This window comes from Streptomyces sp. NPDC006925 (assembly GCF_042869575.1).
GTDB lineage: Bacteria > Actinomycetota > Actinomycetes > Streptomycetales > Streptomycetaceae > Streptomyces.
Genome location: NZ_JBIAGB010000041.1, coordinates 1 through 25325, shown reverse-complemented (window position 1 = coordinate 25325; position 25325 = coordinate 1). Strand labels below are relative to the sequence as shown.

22 protein-coding genes and 1 pseudogene are annotated in these 25325 nt (G+C 72.9%); 5 read left to right on the top strand and 18 right to left on the bottom strand.

Going from position 1 to position 25325, the window contains the following annotated elements; all coding sequences use genetic code 11:
* Positions 1–948, top strand: a pseudogene (locus tag ACFYNS_RS31185) (hypothetical protein); the annotation flags it as partial.
* Between the two features lie 45 nt (positions 949–993).
* Here ACFYNS_RS31185 and lysS read toward each other — a convergent pair.
* Positions 994–2751 carry a lysine--tRNA ligase gene (lysS, locus tag ACFYNS_RS31180; RefSeq protein ID WP_360290819.1) on the bottom strand — a complete coding sequence of 586 codons (1758 nt, stop codon included), beginning with the start codon at positions 2749–2751 and terminating at the stop codon, positions 994–996.
* Between the two features lie 137 nt (positions 2752–2888).
* Here lysS and argS point away from each other — a divergent pair, with 137 nt between their 5' ends.
* Complete coding sequence (gene argS, locus ACFYNS_RS31175) at positions 2889–4658, top strand: arginine--tRNA ligase (RefSeq protein WP_388606256.1); 1770 nt, start codon at positions 2889–2891, stop codon at positions 4656–4658.
* A gap of 89 nt (positions 4659–4747) precedes the next feature.
* Here the strand turns inward: argS and ACFYNS_RS31170 are convergent, their stop codons facing one another.
* The 12 genes from ACFYNS_RS31170 to ACFYNS_RS31115 form a co-directional block, all read right to left on the bottom strand.
* Positions 4748–5323, bottom strand: a complete 576-nt coding sequence (locus ACFYNS_RS31170) for a GAF domain-containing protein (protein ID WP_360290825.1) — start codon at positions 5321–5323, stop codon at positions 4748–4750.
* Positions 5304–5915: an ATP/GTP-binding protein gene (locus ACFYNS_RS31165; RefSeq protein WP_388606254.1), complete on the bottom strand. Its 612-nt coding sequence runs from the start codon at positions 5913–5915 to the stop codon at positions 5304–5306. Before ACFYNS_RS31165 ends, ACFYNS_RS31170 begins: the two co-directional genes overlap by 20 nt.
* Complete coding sequence (locus ACFYNS_RS31160) at positions 5893–6348, bottom strand: DUF742 domain-containing protein (protein WP_388606252.1); 456 nt, start codon at positions 6346–6348, stop codon at positions 5893–5895. The genes ACFYNS_RS31165 and ACFYNS_RS31160 overlap by 23 nt, the downstream gene beginning before the upstream one ends.
* On the bottom strand, positions 6345–6764 hold the full coding sequence (locus ACFYNS_RS31155; RefSeq protein WP_360290834.1) for a roadblock/LC7 domain-containing protein: 420 nt from the start codon (positions 6762–6764) through the stop codon (positions 6345–6347). The genes ACFYNS_RS31160 and ACFYNS_RS31155 overlap by 4 nt, the downstream gene beginning before the upstream one ends.
* Entirely contained in the window at positions 6761–8563 is a 1803-nt protein-coding gene (locus tag ACFYNS_RS31150; protein WP_388606250.1) for an ATP-binding protein, read from the bottom strand. The genes ACFYNS_RS31155 and ACFYNS_RS31150 overlap by 4 nt, the downstream gene beginning before the upstream one ends.
* A gap of 188 nt (positions 8564–8751) precedes the next feature.
* The gene (locus ACFYNS_RS31145) at positions 8752–9108 is read right to left on the bottom strand and encodes a cupin domain-containing protein (RefSeq protein ID WP_388606249.1); all 357 of its coding nucleotides are present in this window, start codon (positions 9106–9108) and stop codon (positions 8752–8754) included.
* Positions 9109–9425: 317 nt separating this feature from the next.
* Positions 9426–10445 (bottom strand): porphobilinogen synthase, encoded by a 1020-nt coding sequence (gene hemB, locus ACFYNS_RS31140; RefSeq protein WP_360301950.1) that lies wholly within the window; start codon positions 10443–10445, stop codon positions 9426–9428.
* Positions 10442–12094 carry a uroporphyrinogen-III synthase gene (locus ACFYNS_RS31135; RefSeq protein ID WP_360301952.1) on the bottom strand — a complete coding sequence of 551 codons (1653 nt, stop codon included), beginning with the start codon at positions 12092–12094 and terminating at the stop codon, positions 10442–10444. Before ACFYNS_RS31135 ends, hemB begins: the two co-directional genes overlap by 4 nt.
* Before the next feature lie 86 nt (positions 12095–12180).
* Positions 12181–13182, bottom strand: coding sequence for a hydroxymethylbilane synthase (gene hemC, locus ACFYNS_RS31130; RefSeq protein ID WP_360301955.1), 1002 nt, complete (start codon positions 13180–13182; stop codon positions 12181–12183).
* Positions 13179–14504: a glutamyl-tRNA reductase gene (locus ACFYNS_RS31125; RefSeq protein ID WP_360301957.1), complete on the bottom strand. Its 1326-nt coding sequence runs from the start codon at positions 14502–14504 to the stop codon at positions 13179–13181. Before ACFYNS_RS31125 ends, hemC begins: the two co-directional genes overlap by 4 nt.
* Complete coding sequence (locus ACFYNS_RS31120) at positions 14501–15301, bottom strand: redox-sensing transcriptional repressor Rex (protein WP_360301960.1); 801 nt, start codon at positions 15299–15301, stop codon at positions 14501–14503. Before ACFYNS_RS31120 ends, ACFYNS_RS31125 begins: the two co-directional genes overlap by 4 nt.
* A 401-nt stretch (positions 15302–15702) precedes the next feature.
* The gene (locus ACFYNS_RS31115) at positions 15703–15939 is read right to left on the bottom strand and encodes a glutaredoxin family protein (protein ID WP_019354097.1); all 237 of its coding nucleotides are present in this window, start codon (positions 15937–15939) and stop codon (positions 15703–15705) included.
* 204 nt (positions 15940–16143) lie between these two features.
* On the opposite strand from ACFYNS_RS31115, the gene ACFYNS_RS31110 reads away from it, so the two are divergent.
* The 3 genes from ACFYNS_RS31110 to ACFYNS_RS31100 all read left to right on the top strand — a co-directional run bounded on the left by ACFYNS_RS31110 (position 16144) and on the right by ACFYNS_RS31100 (position 20010).
* The gene (locus ACFYNS_RS31110; RefSeq protein WP_388606245.1) at positions 16144–17073 is read left to right on the top strand and encodes an HAD family hydrolase; all 930 of its coding nucleotides are present in this window, start codon (positions 16144–16146) and stop codon (positions 17071–17073) included.
* A gap of 380 nt (positions 17074–17453) precedes the next feature.
* Complete coding sequence (locus ACFYNS_RS31105) at positions 17454–18356, top strand: ECF subfamily RNA polymerase sigma factor, BldN family (RefSeq protein WP_360302364.1); 903 nt, start codon at positions 17454–17456, stop codon at positions 18354–18356.
* A 328-nt stretch (positions 18357–18684) separates the two neighbouring features.
* Positions 18685–20010 carry a DUF5667 domain-containing protein gene (locus ACFYNS_RS31100; protein WP_360302361.1) on the top strand — a complete coding sequence of 442 codons (1326 nt, stop codon included), beginning with the start codon at positions 18685–18687 and terminating at the stop codon, positions 20008–20010.
* A 124-nt stretch (positions 20011–20134) separates the two neighbouring features.
* On the opposite strand, the gene ACFYNS_RS31095 is transcribed toward ACFYNS_RS31100, so the two are convergent.
* The 5 genes from ACFYNS_RS31095 to ACFYNS_RS31075 form a co-directional block, all read right to left on the bottom strand.
* Positions 20135–21370 (bottom strand): lysophospholipid acyltransferase family protein, encoded by a 1236-nt coding sequence (locus ACFYNS_RS31095; protein WP_360302359.1) that lies wholly within the window; start codon positions 21368–21370, stop codon positions 20135–20137.
* A complete protein-coding gene (locus ACFYNS_RS31090) occupies positions 21363–22460 on the bottom strand; it encodes an NAD-dependent epimerase/dehydratase family protein (protein ID WP_360302357.1) in 1098 nt (365 codons plus the stop codon). Before ACFYNS_RS31090 ends, ACFYNS_RS31095 begins: the two co-directional genes overlap by 8 nt.
* A gap of 131 nt (positions 22461–22591) precedes the next feature.
* Positions 22592–22690, bottom strand: coding sequence for a 30S ribosomal protein bS22 (locus ACFYNS_RS31085; RefSeq protein WP_003948845.1), 99 nt, complete (start codon positions 22688–22690; stop codon positions 22592–22594).
* 184 nt (positions 22691–22874) lie between these two features.
* Positions 22875–23084, bottom strand: coding sequence for a helix-turn-helix domain-containing protein (locus tag ACFYNS_RS31080; RefSeq protein ID WP_158687519.1), 210 nt, complete (start codon positions 23082–23084; stop codon positions 22875–22877).
* Positions 23085–24028: 944 nt separating this feature from the next.
* A complete protein-coding gene (locus ACFYNS_RS31075) occupies positions 24029–25207 on the bottom strand; it encodes an acetoin utilization protein AcuC (protein WP_360302354.1) in 1179 nt (392 codons plus the stop codon).
* Positions 25208–25325: the final 118 nt, after the last annotated feature.

Here is a 25325-nt window from a genome sequence, read left to right as displayed (position 1 = left end):
ACCCGGCTGCGCGCCCGCTACGGCCGCTCCTGGCGCCGCAAAGCACCCGTCGAAGCACTCATGCCCCTCAAACTCACCCGCTACGGCATCCCGCTGCACCGCACGGCGCCCCAGGCAAGCGCGCTGCCCGAACCGGAGCCGATGCCGTCCGGCCAGCTGGACACCGGAGCCGGCCGGGGCGGCGCCGCCGGCACCGGTCACGGGGCAGCCGGCCCGACCGCACCGGGAGCGGACACCGAACCGGCCCGCGAGCACGCTCCGGCCTCCTCCCCGGCGACCGGCCCCGCACCCGGGCCGGAGCCCACACCCCCGGCACAGCCCGAACCCCCGTCGGGCGCGGTGCCCCCCGCGGACGCGGAACCCGGGCCCGGTGCCGAGACCCCGCCGGAGGCGGAACGTCTCCCCGCGCCGGGGGCCGCCCAGCAGGCGCAGCCCGCCGCCGGACCCGAACCGCAGCCCGCACCGGAGCCGGAACCCGCGCGCCCCGCGGAGCCCGCGCCGCAGGCGCAGGAGTTCCCCGTCCCGGTGGCACCAGGCCGCTACCGCACGCTCGCCACCCCGCAGCCCGTCCGCGCACAGCAGGAACTCTTCGTCGAGCCCGCCCCCCTCCCTCCGGAGCCCGAACCCGCCCCGGCCCCGGCCCCGGCGGAGCCGTTCGCCCCCGAAGAGACGCTCCCGGCGGAACCGGACCAGGACGCCGCGGACGCCGGGAACGAGCCCGTCAACATCCCCGACGGGGTGCCGCGTGATGAGTTCTACTTCGCGGTCTACCGCCAGTACGTCGCGGAACGCGGCGACCGCCCCACCGCACGCCAGCTCTCCCGCGCCCTCTTTGAGGGGCACGGGGTCACCACGGCCGAAGGCAACCTGCTGGGCGAGACCTACCTCGGCGGCTACCTGCGGGAGTTCAAGGAGCGCTACAACACCGAGATGGGCCTCGCCGGCTGAACCAGGCCGACCCTCGGCCGGACCCGGTTCGGCCCTCGGCGGCTTTCAGGCCCCCAGCAGCTTGCGCACCCGATCGGCACCCACGGCCAGCAGCAGGGTGGGCAGCCGCGGACCGGTCTCGCGGCCGACCAGCAGCCGGTAGAGCAGCGCGAAGAACCCGCGCTGGGCCACCTTCATCTCCGGGGTGGGCTTCGCGTCCGGCGCGAATCCGGCGCGCACCTTGGGCACGCCGTACACCAGCGACGTCAGGCCCTCCAGCGACCAGTGCTCGTCCAGCCCGTCCAGCAGCAGCCGCAGCGACTCGCGCTGCTCCTCGTCCAGCTCCGCCAGCAGCGCCGCGTCGGGCTCCTCGCGGACCCGGGTGCGCTGGTCGGCCGGGACCTGGGTGGTGATCCAGCGGTGCGCACGATCCAGCCGCGGACGCACCTCCTCCAGCGCGTGCACCGGGTGCTGCGGGTCCAGCTCGGTGAGGATGCGCAGCGTCTGCTCCTCGTGGCCGCCGGTGATGTCGGTGACGGAGGCCAGCGTGCGGTACGGCAGCGGACGCGGTGTCAGGGTCAGCGGACCCAGCGCGGTGGACGAGGCGCGGGTGTGCGCCGCCAGGTCGGCGGGCTGGGCCGAGCCGTCGGCGATCTTGCGGCCGAGCGCGTCCCACTCGTCGTAGGTGCGCTGGATCTCCTGGTCGAAGGCGACCTTGAAGGACTGGTTCGGCTTGCGCCGCGCGTACAGCCAGCGCAGCAGCGGAGCCTCCATGATCTGCAGCGCGTCGGCGGGAGTGGGCACGCCGCCCTTCGAGGACGACATCTTCGCCATGCCGCTGATGCCCACGAACGCGTACATCGGGCCGATGGGCTGCTCGCCGTCGAAGATCTCCCGCACGAGCTGCCCGCCGACGACGAACGACGAGCCGGGCGACTGGTGGTCGACGCCGGACGGCTCGAAGACGACGCCCTCGTACGCCCAGCGCATCGGCCAGTCCACCTTCCAGACCAGCTTGCCGTGGTCGAAGGTGCGCAGCTCGACCGTCTCGGCGTGCCCGCACCGGCAGGTGTAGGACAGTGCGGTCGTCTCGTCGTCATAGCCGGTGACGGTCGTCAGATCGCGGCCGCAGACGGTGCAGTAGGGCTTGTACGGGTAGTAGGCGCCGGCTCCGGCGCCCGAGCCGTCGTCCTCAGCGGCCGCGCCCGAACCCTCGGCCGCCTCCACCTCGGCGGCGTCCGCGGGCTTCTGCTGCTTCTTGCCGCCCTTCGCGCCCTTCTCCAGCGTCCGGTAGCGGTCGAGCACGGCGTCGATACGGGCGCGCTCGCGCATCGCGAAGAGGATCTGCTCACGGTAGGCGCCCGAGGTGTACTGCTCACTCTGGCTGATGCCGCGGTACTCCACGCCCAACTCCAGCAGGGCCGCCTCCATGGCGGCCTTGAAGTGCTCGGCCCAGCTCGCGTACGGGCTGCCGGACGGCGCGGGGACGGCGGTCAGCGGGCGGCCGATGTGCTCGTCCCACGAGGAGTCCACGCCCTCGACCCCGGCCGGAACCTTGCGGAACCGGTCGTAGTCGTCCCAGGAGAGGATGTGCTCGCAGGGCACCCCCCGGCGCTTGATCTCGTCGGCGACCAGGTGCGGCACCATCACCTCGCGCAGGTTGCCCAGGTGGATGGGCCCGGAGGGGCTCAGCCCGGAAGCGCAGACGATCTTCGGGGTACCGCCGTCGGAGCCCGATTTCCCCGACGCGCGGCGCTCCGCCTCGGCGATGACCTCATCGGCGATACGGGAGACCCAGTCGGCCTCATGGGGGGTCTGAGCCACGTCCGGCACTTCCTTCTCGTTGCGCTCCTCGAACCTGCGGGCCCATTGTCCCACCCCGGAATGCGGCGGCGCTCCCCCGTGCGCACGTGGGATACTGGCCCGGATTCCAGCCACCCCGACGGAACGGTCAGCACTCCATGGCTACGGTCCCCTCCCTCGCCGCAACGGTCCACCAGCGCGTCTCGGACGCCCTCTCGGCTGCGCTGCCGGAGGCCGGCTCCGCTGACCCGCTGCTGCGACGCAGCGACCGGGCGGACTTCCAGGCCAACGGGATGCTGGCGCTGGCCAAGCAGCTCAAGGGGAATCCGCGGGAGCTGGCGGCCAAGGTCACCGAGGCGCTGCCGGCCAACGACGAGATCGCCGCGATCGAGGTCTCGGGGCCCGGCTTCCTCAACATCACCGTCGCCGACGAGGCGATCATGGACAACCTCGCGGCGCGGCGGCAGGACCCGCGCCTGGGCGTGCCGTACAAGGACGACCCGGGCACCACGGTGATCGACTACTCGCAGCCGAACGTGGCCAAGGAGATGCACGTCGGGCACCTGCGCTCGACGGTGATCGGCGACGCGGTCGTACAGCTGCTGGAGCACCGCGGCGAGAAGGTGATCCGGCGCCACCACATCGGCGACTGGGGCACCAACTTCGGCATGCTCATCCAGTACCTGATCGAGCACCCGCACGAGCTGGACCATGCCTCGGACACGGCGGGCGCCAAGGACGCCGGCGAGGCCGCGATGGCCCGGCTCAACCGGCTCTACAAGTCCTCGCGCGCACTCTTCGACTCCGACGAGGAGTTCAAGGCGCGCGCCCGGGACCGGGTTCCGGCACTGCAGAGCGGCGACCCGGACACGCTGGCCCTCTGGCACAAGATCGTCGACGAGTCGAAGACCTACTTCCAGGGCGTCTACGACGAACTCGACGTGGAGATCCGGGACGCGGACATCGTCGGCGAGAGCGCCTACAACGACGCTCTCCAGGACGTCGTCAAGGAGCTGGAGGAGACCGGCGTCGCGGTGCGCTCGGAGGGCGCGCTGTGCGTGTTCTTCGAGGACGTCAAAGGCCCCGACGGCACCCCCACCCCGCTGATCGTGCAGAAGTCCAACGGAGGCTTCGGCTACGCCGCCACCGACCTGGCCGCCATCCGCAACCGGGTCGGCGAACTCAAGGCCGACACCCTGCTGTACGTCGTGGACGCGCGGCAGTCGCTGCACTTCCGGATGGTCTTCGAGACGGCCCGCCGCGCGGGCTGGCTGCCCGAGGGCGCGGCACGGCAGCTGCCCTTCGGGACGGTCCTGGGCAAGGACGGCAAGCCGTTCAAGACCCGGGAGGGCGAGACGGTGCGGCTGGTGGACCTGCTGGACGAGGCCGTCGACCGCGCCGCCGCCGTCGTACGGGAGAAGGCCGACGAGAGTGTCACCGAGGACGAGATCCGGGCCCGCGCCAAGCAGGTGGGCATCGGCGCTGTCAAGTACGCCGACCTGTCCAACTCGATGACCCGGGACTACGTCTTCGACCTGGACCGGATGGTCTCGCTGCAGGGCGACACCAGCGTCTACCTCCAGTACGCCTACGCGCGGGTCCGCTCGATCTTCCGCAAGGCGGGCGAACTGCGGCCCGTGCCGCACCCGGAGCTGGAGCTGGCCCCGGCCGAGCGGGCACTGGCCCTGCACCTGGACGCGTTCGCGGACACCCTGGTGACGGCCGCCGACGAGTACGAGCCGCACAAGGTGACGGCCTACCTGTACGAACTCGCCACGCTCTACAGCCGGTTCTTCGAGAACTGCCCGGTGCTGAAGGCGGACACCGCCGAACAGGCGGAGAACCGCCTGTTCCTGTGCGATCTGACGGCCGAGGTCCTGCACCAGGGTCTGGCGCTGCTGGGCATCCGCACGCCCGAGCGGCTCTGAGGGCCGGGGCCGACCGGGGGTCAGCCGCGCTCTGAGGGCCGGGACCGGTCGGCCCCGGCCCGCCACGCGCGGCCGGGGCCGACCGGGGGTCAGCCGGCCGCGCGGTCCGGGCCGCCCAGGATCTCCCGCTGGAGCTGGGCCGCCATCGTCTTGATGGTGCGCAGCCCCTGCTGCCCCCAGGCGCGCGGCTGCTGGTCGACGACGCAGATCGTGCCCAGCGCCATCCCCGACGCCGGGTCGATCAGCGGCGCCCCCAGGTAGGAGGCGACACCCGCCTCGTCCACCACGGCGTTGACCGCGAACCGCGCGAAGTCGCGCACGTCCTCCAGCACCAGCGCCGAGCGCCGCGCGACCACATGCACGCAGTAGCCGAGGTCGCGCGGCATCACCCGGCCGAAGCCGCCGTCGGGGTCGACCGGTCCCCTGGCCGGGTCCACCGCCGCGTCGTAGAGCCCGGCGAAGTACTGGCGGCGCTCGTCGACGAAGTTGACGGCCGCGACCGGCGCGTCGGTGACGCGGGCCAGCTCCTTTGCGAACGCGTCGAGTTCGGGCACGGGCTCGTCGCCCATGCCCAGCTCCCGGAGCCGGGCAGCGCGCGCCGGTCCCTCGTCGTCCCGCGGGGTCAGCAGGAGCCGGTCCGTCAGGTCAAGCTGGGTGAAGGGCATGCGCGCTCCTCGGGTCGAGCAGATGCTGGATGAGAGAGACGAGGACCCCGGTGGCCGAGTCGCGCCGCCGCGCGTCGCACAGCAGTACGGGGACGCCCGGGTCGAGGTCGATGGCGGCCCGCACCTCGTCGGGGGTGTAGCGGTAGGAGCCGTCGAACTCGTTGACGGCCAGGACGAAGCGGATACCGCGCCGCTCGAAGTAGTCCACGGCGGGGAAGCAGTGCTCCAGCCGCCGGGTGTCGGCCAGCACCACGGCGCCCAGCGCCCCGGCGGCCAGCTCGTCCCACATGAACCAGAACCGGTCCTGGCCGGGCGTGCCGAACAGGTAGAGCACATAGCCGGTCTCGAAGGTGAGCCGGCCGAAGTCCATCGCGACCGTCGTGGTCGCCTTCCCCTCGACCCCCTCCAGGCTGTCGGTGGCCTCGCTCACCTGCGTCAGCAGTTCCTCGGTGCTGAGCGGCTCGATCTCGCTGACGGCCCCCACGTAGGTCGTCTTGCCCACCCCGAAGCCCCCGGCCACGATGATCTTGAGTGCGGTCGGGAAGGGCGCGGCCGCCGCCGATGGCAGGTCAGAGTCTTCTGCGCAGTCCATCCAGCACCGCCTCCAGCACTTCTCGGTTGTTCGGATCAGGTCCCGACTGCAGATGGACGGGCCCGCGGGTGGCGACGGCACCCCAGTCCACCAGGTCGGACAGCACCACCTTGGCCACAGCGGCCGGCTGCCGGATGCTCGCGGCGATCTCGGCGACGGACACCGGTCCTCCGCAGAGCCGGAGCACCTGGGCGTGCTCGGGGCCCAGATAGCCGTCCGGGCGCACCCCGGTGGCCCGCACCATGGTCAGCAGGTCCAGCGGCGCCGAGGGCCGGGTGCGGCCCTCGCTGACGGTGTACGGGCGCACGAGCCGGCCCGCCTCGTCGTCGAGCCACGGTTCGTCGCCGGGACCGGAGCCGGGACCAGGACCGGAGCGGGGGCCGGGACCGGGACCGGGGCCGGCACCGCCGGTTGCTCCCGGGGGCGCCGTCATGTGCCGCTGGGCTGCCGCGCGGGGGTGACCAGATACGGGCGGACGCTCTTGACCAGCATGGCCATCTCGTAGCCCAGCACGCCCGCGTCCGCCTCGCTGCCCGCGAACACCGCCAGGCAGGCGCCCCGGCCCGCGGTGGTGACGAACAGCAGCGAGGAGTCCAGCTCCACCACGACCTGCCGGACGCCGTCCCCGTCGGCGAAGCGCACTCCCGCGCTGCGGCCCAGCGAATACAGCCCGGAGGCGAGCGCCGCCAACTGGTCGGCGGCGTCGGGCTCCAGCCCGTGCGCGGCCTTCACCAGACCGTCCGAGGACAGCAGGAGGGCGCTGCGCGCGTGCGGCACCCGGTCGACGAGTCCGGTCAGCAGCCAGGACAGGTCCGCCGCCGTACGCGGGGTGGGTGCTTCGCTCATCATGATCGTCCTTCCTCATGGTGGGGCGGGCCGTGGCCGTCGGGGGACGGCCGCCCGCGCGCTTCGACATCCGCCCGGCCGACCCCGCGCCGGAAGGCGGCCATCAGCCCGGGATCGTGCACGGCGTCCTCTGCGCCTTCTGTGTCTTCTGTGTTTTCTGCGTTCCCGGCCGGCGTGCCGGCCGCCGGGGCGTCCCGCAGTTCGGGCACGAGGTGCTGCTGCCGCGACCGCCGCGGCAGCCGGGGCCGCTCCCCGCCGCCCCCGGGCGGCGGCCCACCCGGCCCGGGGACGGGCCCGGGGCCGCCGCCGGGTGCCGGTCCGGCGGCGGGCGCCGGGCCGTAGGGATCCGGACCGGATGCCGGGAGCGGAGCCGGAGAAGCCAGAGGGAATACCGGAGCCGCACCGTGGGAAGCCGGGGCGCCTCCGGGCACCGGCCCGGCGGCCGGCGGACCCGCGGCGGGAGGCGGGCCACCCGGGTCGGGACCGACGGCGGTCGGGAGCGGCCCGCCGGGAGCGGGTGCGGGTGCCGGTGTCGTCGGCTGCGGGGTGCCGGGCCCGTCCGGGGGCGCGGAACCGGGGTGCGGCACGGCGGCGGGGCGGGCGGACCGGGGGTGCGGGGCCGTGCCGGGGCGGGCCGACCACGGCGGGGCGGCGCCGGACGGCGGCGCCTGCGGTGCCCGCTGCTCGGCCGTCGGGGCGTGCTCGGCTGCGGATCCGGGGGCCTCGGCCACCGGCCGCTGGTCGCCGAGCATGGCGTGGGGAAGGACGAGGACGGCCTGGACGCCGCCGTAGATGTTGCCGCGGAGCTCCACGGCGATGCCGTGCCGCCGGGCCAGCATGCCGACCACGTACAGGCCGATCCGGCCGTCCGCCAGCAGCGCCCCGACGTCGACGCCCTCCGGGTCGGCCAGCAGAGCGTTCATCCGCTGCTGTGTCCGCTCGGTCATGCCCAGGCCGCGGTCCTCGACCTCGACGGCGAGTCCGGCGGTGACCCGGCTGGCACGCAGCAGCACCCGGGTCTGCGGCGGGGAGTAGAAGGTGGCGTTCTCCACCAGTTCGGACAGCAGGTGGATGACGTCGGCGACGGCCTGCCCGCTCACCGTGCCCTCGATCGGGGGCACCAGGCGGACCCGCTGGTAGTGCTCCACCTCGGCGGCGGCGGAGCGCAGGATCTCGGTGAGCTGGACGGGCCGGGTCCACTGGCGGCGGGGGACGGCGCCGCCGAGTACGGCGAGGTTCTCGGCGTAGCGGCGGATGCGGGTGGCCAGATGGTCGACCTGGAAGACGCCCTTGAGGATGTCCGGGTCCTCGACCTGGTTCTCCAGCTCGTCCAGCACATGGATCTCGCGGTGCAGCAGCGACTGGAGGCGCCGGGCGAGGTTGACGAAGACGGCGACCTGGTCGGCGGGCCTGAGCCGCTGCCCGGGCCCGCTCCCGTCCTCGACGCCGGTGCCGGTGGTGGCGGCAGGAGCGGGGGCGGGAGGCGCGGAACGCGCGCGGCGGTTCAGCGCTGCCGCCTGGGCCGCGGCGGCGCGCAGGCCGCCCACGAGCGCGGCGGCGGCGCTCAGCAGCACGGCGGCGAGCGCGGCCGGCGCAGCCGCGGCACGGGGGACGGCGTCCGCTGCAGCCCCGCCCGGTTGCCCGGCGGACCACAGGAACGCCACTGCCGCGGTGGCGGCGAGAGCCACGACGAGTGCGGGTGCGCACGTCAGGCGCACCAGACGGCGGCGCAGTGCCGCGTCCACCGCGGCGGCGGGCGCCTCCCGCAGCGGGGGTATCGAGGAACTGGGAGGTTCGGACATCGGTCCCCTCGAACGATTCTGATGGGAGGAGAAGGAGCCGCGTCACGGCGGAGAGCGGTGCTGCTCTCCGCCGCGGGACGGCGCTCGCGAACACCGCGGCGCGACGGCGCGGTCGGGGGCGTACGGTCACGCCGGCCGGTCGGGAGGCGGGGTACACACCCGCCCCGGCGCCGCCGCGCGCGGCGGGGTCAGCGCTGCGGGAAGTACACGTACAGCAGGCAGCCCTGCTCGCTGCGCGGTGTGTGGGTGGAGCCCTGGGCCCCGCGGATCCGGCTGCCGACGGGGTAGCTGCCCGCCTCGTCCTGCAGTTCGCCGTCGACGACGACCACGATCTCGCTGGTGTCCCCGTGGTGGTCCGGCTCGGTGTAGCCGGAGCCGGGCGCGAACCGTACATACGCCTCGCGCGGCAGCGGGTCCGAACCGTCGGCGGGGCTGGTCCAGTCGAGCACATGGGCCGTCACCCCCGGGTACAGCTCGACGGGTTCGAGACGCGCGAGCGCCTCGGTGCCGGCCACGTGGAAGTCGGGGCGTTCGAGGGTCGTCATGGTGTGCTCCTCTTTCTCTGCGATGGCGCTGCGATGCAGGGGACTCGCGAGACGGAGGAGGTACGCCGTCGAAGTCGCGCGGGGTCAGCCGCCCAGCACAGTGCATTGACATGACGTCAACTGCGGCGGCACCGGGGGCACATGCTCCGGTACCGGTTCGAGTGAAGCGGAACGAGCGTAAGTGATCCCTCGCCCCAGCCACAACGGAAACGCCCGTTCACCTCACCCGCAACACGGAAAGGCGCCATCCGCCGTGCGGATGGCGCCTGCTGTGCGGCTTGCGCGACGTGACGCGGCCCGGGCCGAGGGGCCCGTCGTCAGTACCGTGCGCGCAGCAACCCCGCGGCCTCCGTCGCCCAGTAGGTGAGGATCATGTTCGCGCCGGCCCGGGTGAAGCTCGTCAGCGTCTCCACGATGGCCGCCTCCCGGTCGATCCAGCCCTTCTCGGCGGCGGCCTCGACCATCGCGTACTCACCGGAGATCTGGTAGACACCGACGGGCACCTCGGCACGCTCGGCGAAGTCCCGCAGGATGTCCAGGTACGGCAGTCCGGGCTTGACCATCACCATGTCCGCGCCCTCGGCGAGGTCCAGCGAGAGCTCGCGCAGCGCCTCCCGGGCGTTGGCCGGGTCCTGCTGGTAGGTCTTGCGGTCCCCCTGCAGCGAGGAGCCGACGGCCTCCCGGAACGGCCCGTAGAACGCCGAGGAGTACTTGGCGGTGTAGGCGAAGACGGCCACATCGGTGTGGCCCGCCTCCTCCAGCGCCGCGTGCACGTACGCGATCTGGCCGTCCATCATGCCGCTGGGGCCCAGCACATGGGCTCCGGCGTCGGCCTGGACGCGGGCCATCTCGGCGTACCGCTCCAGCGTCGCGTCGTTGTCCACCAGCCCCTCGGCGGTCAGCACCCCGCAGTGGCCGTGGTCGGTGTACTCGTCCAGGCACAGGTCGGACATCAGCACCAGTTCGTCGCCGACCTCGGAGCGCACATCCCGCAGCGCGACCTGGAGGATGCCCTCCGGGTCGGTGCCCGCCGTGCCCACCGCGTCCTTCTTCGCCTCGTCCGGCACACCGAAGAGCATCAGCCCGCCGACCCCCGCCTCGACCGCCTCGACGGCAGCCTTCCGCAGCGAGTCCCGGGTGTGCTGCACGACGCCCGGCATGGCGCCCACCGGCACCGGCTCGGACGCGCCCTCCCGCACGAAGGCGGGCAGGATCAGATCCGCGGGCCGGGTGGCGTGCTCGGCGACCATGCGGCGCATGGCAGCCGTGGTGCGCAGCCGCCGCGGACGGGCCGCCGGATAGCTGCCGTACGCAGCGGGGCTGCCGTGAGTGCTCATGATGTGCGTGCCCTCCTCCTGGCCGGGCGCTTCTCGCTCGGCCGCTTCACCTGCTCACCCGCCTCGACGGCCGCGGCACGGCGCTGGGCTCCGAAGTCGGCGAGCGCCTCGGCCAGCTTGTGCACCGACGGCTCGGGCGACATGACGTCCACCCGCAGCCCGTGCTCCTCCGCGGTCTTCGCGGTGGCCGGGCCGATGCAGGCGATGACCGTGACGTTGTGCGGCTTGCCCGCGATGCCCACCAGGTTCCGCACCGTGGAGGACGAGGTGAACAGCACCGCGTCGAACCCGCCGCCCTTGATGGCCTCCCGGGTCTCGGCGGGCGGCGGCGAGGCGCGGACCGTGCGGTAGGCGGTCACGTCGTCCACCTCCCAGCCCAGCTCGATCAGCCCGGCCACCAGCGTCTCGGTGGCGATGTCGGCGCGCGGCAGGAACACCCGGTCGATCGGGTCGAAGACCGGGTCGTAGGGCGGCCAGTCCTCCAGCAGCCCCGCGGCCGACTGCTCGCCGCTGGGCACCAGGTCGGGCTTGACGCCGAACTCGACCAGCGCGGCCGCGGTCTGCTCGCCGACCGCCGCCACCTTGATCCCGGCGAAGGCGCGGGCGTCCAGCCCGTACTCCTCGAACTTCTCGCGGACCGCCTTGACGGCGTTCACGGAGGTGAAGGCGATCCACTCGTAGCGGCCGGTGACCAGGCCCTTGACGGCGCGCTCCATCTGCTGCGGGGTGCGCGGCGGCTCCACGGCGATGGTCGGCACCTCGGCGGGCACGGCGCCGTAGGAGCGGAGCTGGTCGGAGAGGGAGGCCGCCTGCTCCTTGGTGCGCGGCACCAGGACCTGCCAGCCGAACAGCGGCTTGGACTCGAACCAGGCCAGCTGCTCGCGCTGCGGCGCGGCACTGCGCTCGCCGACCACGGCTATGACGGGCTGCCCGCCGTCCGGCGACGGCAGCACCTTGGCCTGCTTGAGGGTCTGGGTGATCCCGCCGAGCGTCGCGGTGAAGGTCCGCTGCCGGGTGGTCGTGCCCGCCAGCGTGAGGGTCAGCGGGGTGTCCGGCTTGCGGCCGGCCGCCACCAGCTCGCCCGCGGCTGAGGTGACCTGGTCCAAGGTGGTGGAGACGACGACGGTCGCGTCGCTCACCCCCAGCTCGGTCCAGCACCGGTCGTCGGCGGTGCTCGCGTCCACGAACCGCACGTCGGTGCCCTGCGCGTCCCGCAGCGGGACCCCGGCGTAGGCGGGCACCCCCACGGCCGCTGCGACACCCGGGACGACCTCGAAGGGAATCCCCTCGGCCGCCAGCACGAGCATCTCGCGGGCCGCGTCCGAGTCCAGCCCCGGATCGCCCGCGACCGCACGCACGACCCGCTTGCCGGCGCGCGCGGCGGCTATGGCAGACTCGCCCGCGTCGAGAACTGCATCGTCGGCCGCCGCAGCGGCAGTTGACGTCTCGTCAGCGACGGGCTGGAGTGGTGTGTCCACACCCGGCCGGGTATGGGCACGTACGACGTCGTACACGCGTGGAACGGCGACGAGTACGTCGGCCTGCCCCAGCGCCTCGACGGCGCGCAACGTCAGCAGCCCCGGGTCCCCGGGCCCGGCACCCAGGAAGGTGACGTGCCCGTGTGCACCGTGCAGGTGCTGTCTGTTCACGGCTGCCGGCTTCTGTGCGGTGCTCGACTTGCCGGCGCGCGCGGTGTTCGACGTCTCGGCGCGCGACCTGTCGGCGGCGGTGGGGCTCAAAGTGCTCGCTCCCCCATCAGACCGGCCGCACCCTTGGCGAGCATCTCGTCGGCGAGTTCCCGGCCCATGCGTGCACAGGCCGTGAGGTCGCCGTCGGATGCCGGTGCGGGACCGGTGGTGGACAACTGCACCAGCGTGCGGCCGTCGGTGGTGCCGACGACGCCGCGCAGGCGCATTTCGGTGACAACCTGCCCCTCGACAAGCAGGTCGGCAAGCGCACCCACAGGTGCGCTGCAGCCGGCCTCCAAGGCGGCGAGCAGGGTTCGCTCAGCGGTGACGGCCGCCCGCGTACGCGGGTCGTCCAGCTCCCCGAGCTGTGCGGTCAGGTGCGTGTCGGACGCCACGCACTCGACCGCCAGCGCCCCCTGTCCGGGGGCGGGCAGAACCTGGTCGGGTTCGATCAGCTCGGCGGCCTCCTCGTCGAGGCGGCCGATACGTTCGAGACCGGCGGCCGCGAGCACGACGCCGTCGAGCTCACCGGAGCGCACGTACCCGATCCGGGTGTCGATATTCCCCCGGATCGGAACGGTCTCGATCTCGAACCCGAGGGTACGCGCCCAGGCGTGCAGCTGCGCCATCCGGCGGGGCGAGCCCGTACCGATCCGCGCCGTGCCGGGCGCGGCGGCCCGGAGCAGCGCCTCGAAGCCCAGCCCGTCCCGGCCGACCAGCACATCCCGGGCATCCGCCCGCGCGGGCACGGCCGCCAGCGCGAACTCCTCGGGCTGGGTGGTGGGCAGGTCCTTCAGCGAGTGCACGGCGAAGTCGATGTCCCCGCGGGCCAGCGCGTCCCGCAGCGCGTTGACGAACACCCCGGTGCCGCCGATCTGCGCGAGCTGCTCCTTGCTGACATCGCCGTACGTGGTGATCTCCACCAGTTCCACGGGGCGCCCCGTGACCCTGCGGACCTCCTCGGCGACCAACCCGGACTGCGCCATCGCGAGCTTGCTGCGGCGGGTGCCCAGCCTCAGTGGGGTGGTGGCTGTGGCGTCGGTGTTCATTGCCGCTCCTGTTCCGGGTTGCTGACAGCGGCGACCGCCTGCGGGTCGAGGTCGAAGAGTTCACGCAGCGCGTCCGCGTACCCGGCGCCGCCGGGTTCGCCCGCGAGTTGTTTGACGCGCACGGTCGGCGCGTGCAGCAGCTTGTCCACGACCCGGCGCACGGTCTGCGTGATCTCCGCGCGCTGTTTGTCGTCCATCCCGTGCAGCCGCCCCTCCAGCCGCGCCATCTCGCCGGCGACGACGTCGGCGGCCATGGTGCGCAGCGCCACCACGGTCGGGGTGATCGTCGCGGCGCGCTGCGCGGCGCCGAAGGCGGCGACCTCCTCGGCCACGATGCCCCGGACGGCTTCCACGTCCCCGGCCATCGGCGCGTTCGCCTCGGCGTCCGCGAGCGACTCGATGTCCACGAGCCGCACGCCCTCGACGCGGTGCACGGCGGCTTCGACGTCCCGGGGCATGGCCAGGTCGAGCACCGAGAGGACCGGGCCGTCGTCCGCGCGGGACGCACGCGCGCGGACGGCCCGCGCGATCTCCTCGGCGCCCAGCACCAGCCCCGCCGCTCCGGTGCAGGAGACCACCACATCGGCCGCGGCCAGCTCGGCGGCCACCGCGTCCATGGGCAGCGCCCGCGCGCCCAGGCTCTCCGCCAGCCGCTCGGCCCTCTCCAACGTACGGTTGACGATCACCAGTTCGCCCACACCGGCGCGCGCCAGCGTCACCGCGGCGAGCGAGGACATCGATCCGGCGCCGATCACCAGCGCCCGGCGCCCCCGCGCCCACGCCTCGACGTCCCGCCCCGCGGCCAACTGCTGGAGCCCGAAGGACACCAGCGACTGCCCGGCCTTGTCGATACCGGTCTCGGAGTGCGCCCGCTTCCCCACCCGCAGCGCCTGCTGGAACAGGTCGTTCAGCAGCCGTCCCGCGGTGTGCTGCTCCTGCGCGACGGCCAGCGCGTCCTTGATCTGGCCGAGGATCTGCCCCTCGCCCACGACCATCGAGTCCAGCCCGCAGGCCACCGAGAACAGGTGGTGCACGGCCCGGTCCTCGTAGTGGACGTACAGATACGGGGTGAGCTCTTCCAGGTCCACTCCGCTGTGCTGGGCCAGCAGGGTGGACAGTTCGGCGACACCGGCGTGGAACCGGTCGACGTCCGCGTAGAGTTCGATCCGGTTGCAGGTGGAGAGGACGGCCGCCTCGGCGGCGGGCTCGGCCCCCACGGTGTCCTGCAGCAGCTTGCCCCGCGCCTGGGGGGCCAGGGCGGCCCGCTCCAGCACGCTGACCGGCGCACTGCGGTGGCTGAGGCCCACGACGAGCAGACTCATGCCGGCATCACGGCGGGCAGATCCCCGTCACTTCCGGACTCGGGGGGCCGCTTGGCGACGGACACGGCCGGCGGCGCCGCGGGCGGCGCGGTGTCCGCCTCCGGGCTCTGCCCCGGAGGCGCCCCCGGCTCCTCGCCCGCCTTGCGCTGCTCGTGGAAGGCGAGGATCTGCAGTTCTATCGAGAGGTCGACCTTGCGCACGTCGACGCCCTCGGGGACGGACAGCACGGTCGGCGCGAAGTTGAGGATGGAGGTGATCCCGGCGGCGACGAGCCGGTCGCACACCTGCTGGGCCGCTCCGGCCGGGGTGGCGATCACGCCGATGGACACCCCGTTCTCCGAGATGATCTTCTCCAGCTCGTCGGTGTGCTGGACCTGGATGCCCGCCACGGGCTTGCCGGACAGCCCCGGGTCGGCGTCGATCAGCGCCGCGACCCGGAAGCCGCGTGAGGCGAACCCGCCGTAGTTGGCGAGCGCGGCGCCCAGGTTTCCGATACCGACGATGACAACCGGCCAGTCCTGGGTGAGGCCCAGCTCACGGGAGATCTGGTAGACGAGGTATTCCACGTCGTAGCCGACCCCGCGGGTGCCGTACGAGCCCAGGTAGGAGAAGTCCTTGCGGAGCTTGGCCGAATTGACGCCCGCCGCCGAGGCCAGCTCCTCCGAGGACACCGTGGGCACCGAGCGCTCGGACAGCGCGGTGAGGGCCCGCAGATACAGCGGAAGGCGGGCGACGGTCGCCTCGGGGATCCCTCGGCTCCGACTCGTCGCCGGACGGTGGTTTCGGCCAGTTGCCACGGTGCTCCTGCCGGTTGCGCGAAGCGGTGAGCGGTCGTCTGCGAGACACTCTCCCGGACCGCTCCGTCGCGTCCAGGCTATGCCTTTGTGAACGCGTGCACAAAGATTGTGTCCGGTTTGTCCGGTCAACGTGACCGGCGCCACAGGCACCAACGGGGACACCCGGCCACACTCCTCACCTATACGCCCCCGGATCGCAAAACGCCCTCGATACTAATCGAAACCCACTCGAACCCTGACCACATTCCCACTGGACAAGCGGCCCCTCGGCGACTCTTGAGGGCGGCACCGGAGAAACGCACCGGAGAAACATGGACGGGCGCGGCCCGGCGCGGACCCGCTCCACCCGCACCCGTCTGCGCCCCCTCGGCGCGCGGCACGGGTGCGGCGTCAACGCCGCGTCACGCGGTGAGCGCGCTGCGCAGCCGCTCCGGGTCCACCCGCCAGAAGTCGTGCTGAGCCCCGTCCACGAGCACCACCGGGATCTGCTCCCAGTACAGCCGGTAGAGCTCGGGATCCTGGTTGATGTCCTTCTCCTCCCATGCGGCGTCCACTTCCTCGCACACCCGGACCACCACGTCCCGTGCCACGTCGCACAGGTGGCAGCCGGGCTTGCCGATCAGCGTCACAGTCTTCATACCCCCATTCTCCAGCCCGCCCGACGCCTCGCCGAACCCGTCGGACGCCCCGCCGAGCGCCCCGCGGACGCCCCGTCGCGGACCGCGGTACCCACGTGCGCCGAGCGTGGCCGCCCCGCACGCCGACCCGGCAGTTCACCGGGACCACACCCCCGGCAATCCCGGCGCAACCGACTCTCCGAACAGACTGGCTATGCTCGCCGCATGGCCCTTCCCGCATGGCTCACCCCTCGCAGGCGCAACGCGACCGCACGCAGCGTGCTCGCCGGGGAGGCGGCCGCCGAGGCGGCGCGCAAGCAGGAGCAGGAGCAGGCGGCGGCCGAACCCGCCGGCACCCCGGAGCCGGAGTTCCCGGTCGCGGGGGATGTGCACGCCGCCGCCTTCTTCGACCTGGACAACACCGTCATGCAGGGCGCCGCCCTCTTCCACTTCGGCCGCGGCCTCTACAAGCGCAAGTTCTTCCGGAAGCGCGAACTGACCCGGTTCGCCTGGCAGCAGACCTACTTCCGGCTCGCCGGCTCCGAGAACGCCGACCACATGCACGACGCCCGGGAGAGCGCGCTGTCCATCGTCAAGGGGCACCGGGTCTCCGAGCTGATGGCGATCGGCGAGGAGATCTACGACGAGTACATGGCGGGCCGGATCTGGCCCGGCACCCGAGCCCTGGCCCAGGCGCACCTGGACGCGGGCCAGAAGGTGTGGCTGGTGACGGCGGCACCGGTGGAGACGGCCACGATCGTCGCGCGGCGGCTGGGGCTGACCGGCGCGCTGGGCACGGTGGCCGAGTCGGTGGGCGGGGTCTACACCGGACGGCTGGTCGGCGAGCCGCTGCACGGGCCGGCGAAGGCGGAGGCGGTCCGCGCGCTGTCCGCGGCCGAGGGGCTGGACCTGGACAGGTGCGCTGCGTACAGCGATTCGGCGAACGACATTCCGATGCTGTCACTCGTCGGTTATCCGTATGCGATCAATCCTGACAGCCGTCTTCGGACGCACGCACGTGAAATGGGCTGGCGACTCCGCGACTACCGGAAGGGCCGCAAGGCGGCCAAGGTGGGCATCCCGGCGGCCGCCGGGGTCGGCGCGCTGGCAGGCGGCGCGGTGGCCGCCGCCGCGGTGCAGCGCCGCCGCCGCTAGGCCCCTCACGAGGGAATCACCGACGCGCCCGGGGCGTACCGCGGCCGTCGCCGGTTCGTCGCGCACGGCTGCTCGCCGGGCAATCCAGCAGTGTTACCCGGCACTCCGGGCAGGCAGTCCCGATCCGGCCGGTCGGCCGGAACACATCACCCAGGCGTCAAATTCAGCCACGAAAACGATCAGAAACAGTCTCCGACTCGCACTTGAATGCGTCTCCAATCCGCAACAGAACGAACCGAAGCGACGTTTTCAGCAACTAGGTGTAGCGCGGCCTGTACGAAGCGTTATTCTCCTCAGACGCAATTCGGTACCCACCTGTCCCTACGCCGGGTGAACGGTTCCGCACTGCACGTGATGGAAGCTCTGCCTCTGGGAGTCCCGTGTACCCACACGTCGGGGTTGACGCCTCGGGCCTGGCTACGCTGCGCACGACAGTCATCGACCAACTGCGTGCGTTCGTCCCCACCGCGTACGCCATCCCTGCCCTGGCCGCACCAACCGCACCTGTCCCCGCAGGAGCCTCAACTGTCCCCGCAGGTCCCTGCCCTGCCCCCACCCACCGCGCCACCCGCGCCCTGACCACCGCGGCCGGTCCGGCCGCCTCCGCCGCGTCCCCGGCATCCCCCTCGGTCGCCCGCTCGAACGCGGCAACCACGTCCCGCACCTCCACCGCGACCGGCCGACGCGCCCGCGGCTCCGGCGCGACCGCCCGCCGCCCGGCCGCCTCCGACACCGACAGCCGCCGGATGATGGACCTGGTCGAACGCGCCCAGGACGGCGAAGCCGAGGCGTTCGGCAGGTTGTACGACCAGTACAGCGACACCGTCTACCGCTACATCTACTACCGGGTCGGCGGCCGGGCCACCGCCGAGGATCTGACCAGCGAGACCTTTCTGCGCGCACTCCGCCGCATCGGCACCTTCACCTGGCAGGGCCGCGACTTCGGCGCCTGGCTGGTGACCATCGCCCGCAACCTGGTCGCCGACCACTTCAAGTCGAGCCGCTTCCGCCTCGAGGTGACCACCGGCGAGATGCTCGACGCCAACGAGGTCGAGCGGTCCCCGGAGGAGTCGGTCCTCGAAACGCTCTCCAACGCCGCCCTGCTGGAGGCCGTACGTAAGCTCAACCCCCAACAGCAGGAATGCGTAACGCTCCGATTTCTGCAGGGACTCTCCGTCGCCGAGACGGCCCGGGTGATGGGCAAGAACGAGGGTGCCATCAAGACCCTGCAGTACCGCGCCGTGCGCACGCTCGCCCGGCTGCTCCCCGACGACGCGCGCTGACCTCCGGGCGGACCGCTCGGAGGGGTCTCGGAGGCGTCTCGGAGGCACCCGGAAGAGGCGCCTCCGAGACGCCTCCGCAGGCTGCCACCGCGCGTCGCCGCGGGCCTGTGGAGGGGGCCGCCGCGCGGGCGCCCGCGCACAGCCCTCCGGTCACATCATCGTGACATCCGACTCCGTAACCCGAGTGGCTTGCGCTCGTTGTCGGGGTTGCAGACTCCCCGTAGCCGTGGCTGCCCGGGGCTCGCTCGATCCTGAGCGGACACGGTCGGCCACACTCGTGCCGGTGTGGTGGGGAGCCGACCGTGCAGACGATGAGGAGGTGCCGCCGGTGATCGGATCCGTGCCGACGAGCCGACGGGCCATCGCCTTCGCCCAGGCCCTGGACGAACAGGGACGTGACACGGGCGCGGCGGCCGATACGGAACCCGAGGGCCCCCCGCCCCGAGAGCGCTCCGGGCCGGGGCCGGGAGAAGGGAGTGACACGGCGGCACCACCGCCGGGCACACCGCACAGCCACCGGGCCGACGGCTCCGACCCGTCGCTGCTCTCCCTCGCGAACGCGCTGGGCGGGGTACCGAGGCCGACGCTGGACCCCGAGGTCAAGACGGTCCAGCGCGCACAGCTGATCGCCGCCATGGAGGCCGCCTTCGGAGAGGGTGAGACGGCCGCGCACGGCGCGCACTTCCCCGAGCAGCGCGACGCCCGCGCCGACTCCCGCAGCCGGAGCGGCGCACACCGCGCACCCGGCCTCGGGCCACTCGGAAAGCTGCGCCCCAAGTCCCGGCTCGGCCGCGGACTCGCCGTCGGCGGCCTGAGCGTGGGCGTCGCGGCCAGCGCCTTCGGCGCCGCAACCGCCGCCAGCACCGACGCGCTGCCCGGCGACTCGCTCTACGGCCTCAAGCGGGGGATGGAGGACATCCAACTCGACCTGGCCGGGGACGACGCCGACCGCGGCGGCCTCCTCCTGGACCACGCCTCCACCCGGCTGCACGAGGCCCGCCGCCTCATGGAGCGCGACCGCTCCGGACAGCTGGACCACGAGGCACTCGCCGAGGTCCGCAAGACGCTCTCCGGTATGCGGCACGACGCCTCCGAGGGGCACCGGCTGCTCAGCTCCGCCTACCAGCGGAACGGCGACCTGGCCCCGATCCGGTCCCTGTCCGCGTTCGCCGAGAACCACCGGGCGGGCTGGACACAGCTGCGCGACCGGCTGCCGGTGCAGCTCCGCGATGTGAGCGACGAGGTCAGCTCGGTCTTCGACGCCATAGACCAGGAAGTGGGCCCGCTGCGCTCGCTCCTCCCCCGGGAGCGCGCTGAGGCCCCCCGCGACCGGGAACCGGGCACCGGCGACCGGACGGGCGAGGAGCAGCCCTCCGCCGAGCCGAGCTCCCCGTCGGCGGACGGCATGGACGGGCGGCGGGACGGGGACGGCGAGGAGCCCGCACCCTCCGACTCCCAGCAGCGGGGCAAGGGGCTGCTCGGCGGCGATCTGCTCGAACCGCCGGAGGAGTCCGACCGGCAGGACGGCAGCCCGTCCCACTCCGACCCCGGCTCCGGAAGCCCCTCCTCGCCAGGCAGCCAGCCCAAGGTGACCCTGCCTCCGCTCGTCCCGGACGTACTGCCCCGCCTCGACCTCGACGGCGACGGCAGATAGCCGCGGGGCACGCAGGACGTCGCGGCGGCCGGAGCCGGTCGCCGCGACCGGTCCATCGGGCCGCGGGCCAGGAGCAGCACACGCTGTGCGGCGGCGCACGGTCGCACGACGCCCCCGGGCGCGCTCAGAAGAAGACGGACCGCCGCCGCACCAGCAGCTTGTAGAGCGTGTGCTGAATGGTCTCCCGCACCTGGTCGGTGAGGTTGAACATCAGCATCGGGTCCTCCGCCGCCTCCGGCGGATAGCCGTCGGTGGGCACCGGCTCGCCGAACTGGATCGTCCACTTCGTCGGCAGCGGCACCGCGCCCAGCGGACCCAGCCATGGGAAGGTGGGCGTGATCGGGAAGTACGGGAAGCCGAACAGCCGGGCGAGCGTGCGGGAGTTGCCGACCATCGGATAGATCTCCTCGGCACCGACGATGGAGCACGGCACGATCGGCGCTCCCGCCCGCAGTGCCGTCGAAACGAAGCCGCCCCGCCCGAACCGCTGGAGCTTGTAGCGGTCGGCGAACGGCTTGCCCAGCCCCTTGAAGCCCTCCGGCATCACCCCGACGACCTCCCCCCGCTCCAGCAGCGTCTGCGCGTCCTCCGCGCAGGCGAGCGTGTGCCCGGCCTTGCGCGCGAGCGCGTTGACGAGCGGCAGGACGAACACCAGATCCGCGCCCAGCAGCCGCAGATGCCGGTCGGCGGGGTGCTCGTCGTGCACGGCGACCTGGAGCATCAGCCCGTCCAGCGGCAGGGTGCCCGAGTGGTTGGCCACCACCAGCGCCGCGCCGTCCGCGGGTATGTTCTCCACCCCGCGGACCTCCACCCGGAAGTACTTCTCGAAGACCGGGCGCAGCAGCGTCATCAACACCTGGTCGGTCAGCTCCTCGTCGAAGCCGAAGTCGTCGACCTCGTACTCCCCGGTGAGCCTGCGCCGCAGGAAGGCGAGGCCCTCGGCGGCCCGCGCCTCCCACTCCGTGCCGAGCACCCGCTCCAGCAGCCCGGTGGGCTCCTCCGCCGCCGTCGAGCCCGCAGGGCTGGAGCGCCCCGCTGAGCCCTCCCCCGCCCCGTCCTCCGGTCCGGCTCCTGCGGCCGGGGCGCCGGGCGGTTCCCCGGCACCCTCCGCCGGCTCCGCGGGCTGCCCGGACACCGCCGTCAGCCGCGAGCGCCGCCCGGTGCCGCCGCGTCGAGTGCCGCGGTTGCCGCCCGGTCCGGGTTCCTCGCCGGAATTGGCCCCGCCGCCGGACTGGGGCGTTCCGGAGCGTCCCGCACGGGACCCGCGGGCACCGTCCCCCGGGCCGCGTCCGGCGGGGGACCCCGGGCCCCGCGAGCGGTCCCTGTCGTCGTCGAAGGGTATGACCTTTGCGTCAGCCATCCTGGCGCACCTCCTCCTGCCCCGCCGCGGGGGCGGTGCACGCTTGCGGGCCGGACCTGCCCGGCAGCAGTGCCGCGAACCGGTCGAGCGCGCCGGCGACGCCCTCCGGCGGCAGCAGCCCCGGGCCCTGCTCCCGCAGGAAGGCGTCCAGCGTCTCCGCTGTCGTCCGGCCCGGGGCGAAACCGAGCACATCGCGGGCGTGTGCGGTCCGCACCACCCGCCCGTGGGTGAGCAGCCGTATCTGTTCGGGCGAGAAGTCCGTCGCGCCCACCGAGCGCAGCACGCTCCGGCTCCAGCGGATCGCCGGCAGCAGCATCGGCGCCGTCGGCCGCCCCAGCCGCCGTGCGCACTGGGAGAGCAGCAGCACGCCGTCCCCGGCGATGTTGAACGTTCCGGCGGTGAGCGCGCCGGGGCGCGGCTCGCCCGCGGCCAGCCGCAGCACCTCGATCACGTCGTCGTCGTGCACGAACTGCAGCCTGGGGTCGTAGCCCAGCACGGTGGGCAGGACGGGCAGCGAGAAATAGGCGGCGAGCGGCGACTCGGCGGCGGGGCCGAGGATGTGGGCGAACCGCAGCACGGTCACCGCGACGTCCGGCCGGCGCCGCGCGAATCCGCGTACGTACCCCTCGACCTCGACCGCGTCCTTGGCGAACCCCCCACTGGGCAGGTCCCTGACAGGTGTCGCCTCGTCGAAGACGGCCGGATCGCGCGGCGCCGAACCGTAGACGCTCGTCGTCGACTTGATCACCAGACGGCTGACGCTGGGCGCCTTCTGGCACGCGCCCAGCAACTGCATGGCGCCGATGACGTTGGTCTCCTTGACCGCACCCCGCCCGGCGCCGCCCAGCGACGGCGGGGCGCCGTGCACATCCATGTGCACGACGGTGTCGACAGCGTGCTCGGCCAGCACCTTGCCGATCGCGGGCTGACGGATGTCGGCCTGCACGAACTCCGCACCGTCCAACGGATGCGCGGGCGGACGGGCGTCCACGCCGATCACCCGGCTCACCTCAGGCTCGTGCCGGATACGGCGTACGAAACGGCCACCGAGCGGTCTGGCAACCCCGGTGACCAGCACGACCTTGCCCACGATCCCTCCCTCACACCCCCGATACGGCCGGCACCCCCGTACGAGCCGCACCGCGCAACCAAAGCAGAACCGCCGCCCTCCTCCCCTGCACGGAGAGAAAGGCGGCGGTCAGTGGCGTGCGGTGCGCTCGCTCACTTCTTGTTGCGACGCTGCACACGCGTCCGCTTCAGCAGCTTGCGGTGCTTCTTCTTCGCCATCCGCTTACGCCGCTTCTTGATGACAGAGCCCACGACTACCCTCGCTCACGGATCATCCCCGCATGGCGCGGGGCGAACTCATTTCGATACTCGGTGCGGGGCGTCCGAGCCCACACGACCTACATGGGGCCACCCTACCCGCCACCCGGGAATGGGCGTGAATCGAGGGGCACCGGGGCTCCGGTGCAGCGGTGAATCGCGCGCACCCGATCTTCGGCTAGGCGCTCTCCACCCCCACGTACGAATCCTCGAGATACTCGTGGACGGCCTTCTCCGGCACCCGGAAGGACCTGCCCACCCGGATCGCCGGCAGATGACCGCTGTGCACCAAGCGGTACACGGTCATCTTGGAGACTCGCATCACCGCGGCGACCTCCGCCACGGTCAGGAACACGACCTCGTTCAACGGCCGTTCGTCAGCAGCCATGTCACACCTGAACCTTCCGCACATGTCGGGCGCCGGCTTCCCCTCCGGTGCCTCCTGCTCGCATGTGCGCTCCTCCCCAGATTAGGGGCGCGTGATGCAAGTGGTGAAGAGGAGTAGCGATCGCTCGCCTACCGTGACAGACACGCCCGATTGAGTACATAGCGAGTGAGCGCGCGGTAGTAGTCGCACTGCGCAGCGTCATCCGTCGGCACGCGCGGAACGCCCCGTCACACCCCTGACTCCTGCCGCTCCGCGCCGAGCGCCGCCCCCTGCGCACCTGGTGGCCCGGGAACCCCGCCACCCCACTGACCTGCACCGAACGTCGAACCATCAGCCCCGCCAGGGTTCTTGGCCGCACCCCCTTCGCCTCCGTCGCGCCGGTCGACTCCGCCCCGCAGAGGAGGGCGGCGCACGCATTCGCGCCCCGCGCACGCCCCCGGGTGCAAGCGCCGGTTCTGCAGAGCAGCACGACCCCTCTCACGGAGGAGAAGCCGCACTGACGTACCCCGAATCACATCGCTATGTCGACACGCTCACCCATCGACAGTGCTAGACCGAGGCACTCAGGCGCCGACAGGCGTGGGGCCAATGTGACGTACTTGACCGGGAGTCGGTCAGGAGACAGCACAGAGCGGGCCCGACGGCCCCGCTCTCCCGCCACCGGCGCGGACAGCCGGGAGCAGCGAACGTCGGGGAATCCGTCCCGCGACTGCGGATACCCCGCACCTCCCGACCGCCAACCGGGCCCGCCGCGGAAACGATTCACCCGCCCTTGCGTCGCCGCCACCGGTGGCCCCGAGAACGCCCGCGGCCGCGGGCGCCGACGCGGGCACAGCCCCGACAGCGACCCACCGGCACAGCGCCGTCAGGGGCGCCCGTACCCGGCCCCGTCCCGGCCGGTCTCGTGCCCAGCCGTGGAACGCCCGCACGAGGCCCCTCAGGGCTCAGGGCAGCAGCCCGTGTGCGGGGAACACCGCCCGCCGGGTCGCCCGCACCGCCTGGTCCAGTCGGTCCGCCGGGTCGTACCCCGCACTCCAGTCCCGCCAGCTCGGCTCCGGACCGTCCGTCATCCGCAGCGGGGCGCCGGCACCGCCGGTACGCGCGTACACCTCCTGCCGCCACTCCTCGGGCACTTCGGTCTCCCCAGGCACCGGAACACCGGCCGCGATCGCCACCAGATGCGTCCAGGTGCGCGGCACCACATCCACCACCGCGTAGCCACCGCCTCCGGTCGCCAGCCACCGGCCCTGCGCGTAGGTGTGCGCCCAGGTGTGCGCGGCCTCGGCCGCCCGCCGCTGCGCGTCCACGCTCACCGCCAGATGCGCCAGCGGGTCCTCGACATGGGTGTCCGCACCGTGCTGGGAGACCAGCGCCTGCGGTCGGAACGCCTCCAGCAGCTCCGGAACCACAGCGTGCACGGCACGCAGCCAGCCGGCGTCCGCCGTACCGGGCGGCAGCGCCACGTTCACCGCGCTGCCTTCCGCACCCGAACCGCCGCACTCCTCCGGCCAGCCGGTGCCGGGGAAGAGGGTGCCCGGATGTTCGTGCAGGGAGATCGTCAGCACCCGGGGGTCGTCCCGGAACGCCGCCTGGACGCCGTCCCCGTGGTGTACGTCCAGATCGACGTAGGCGACGCGCTCCGCTCCGAGTTCCAGCAGCCGGGCGATGGCGAGCGCGGGATCGTTGTAGACGCAGAAGCCGGACGCACGGTCCGGCATGGCATGGTGCAGCCCACCCGCGAAGTTCACCGCGTGCAGCGCCCTGCCCTGCCACACGGCCTCGGCGCCGCCGACCGACTGTCCGGCGATGAGCGCGGAGACCTCGTGCATCCCGGCGAACGCGGGGTCGTCCATGGTCCCCAGGCCGTACCGTTCCTCGGCGGACGCGGGGTCGAGCGAGGCCCGGCGGACGGCGTCGATGTAGTCGGGCCGGTGCACCAGGCGCAGGGTGGAGTCCCCGAGGGGCTTCGCCGCGGTCACGGCGAGTTCCGGACTGCGCTCCACCCCCAGCGCCTCGATCAGACGCTTCGTCAGGGCAAGCCGTACCGGGTCCATCGGATGGCCACGGCCGAAGTCGTAGCCGGTGACACCCTCGTCCCACATCAACTGCGCGCCGCCGCTCATGCCCGCCACCGTATCGGGCGGGTCCTGAACGTGAGAAAGCCCCGTCGGATACATCCGACGGGGCTTTCCCCACAAGGAGTTCGGCGGCGTCCTACTCTCCCACACGCTCCCGCATGCA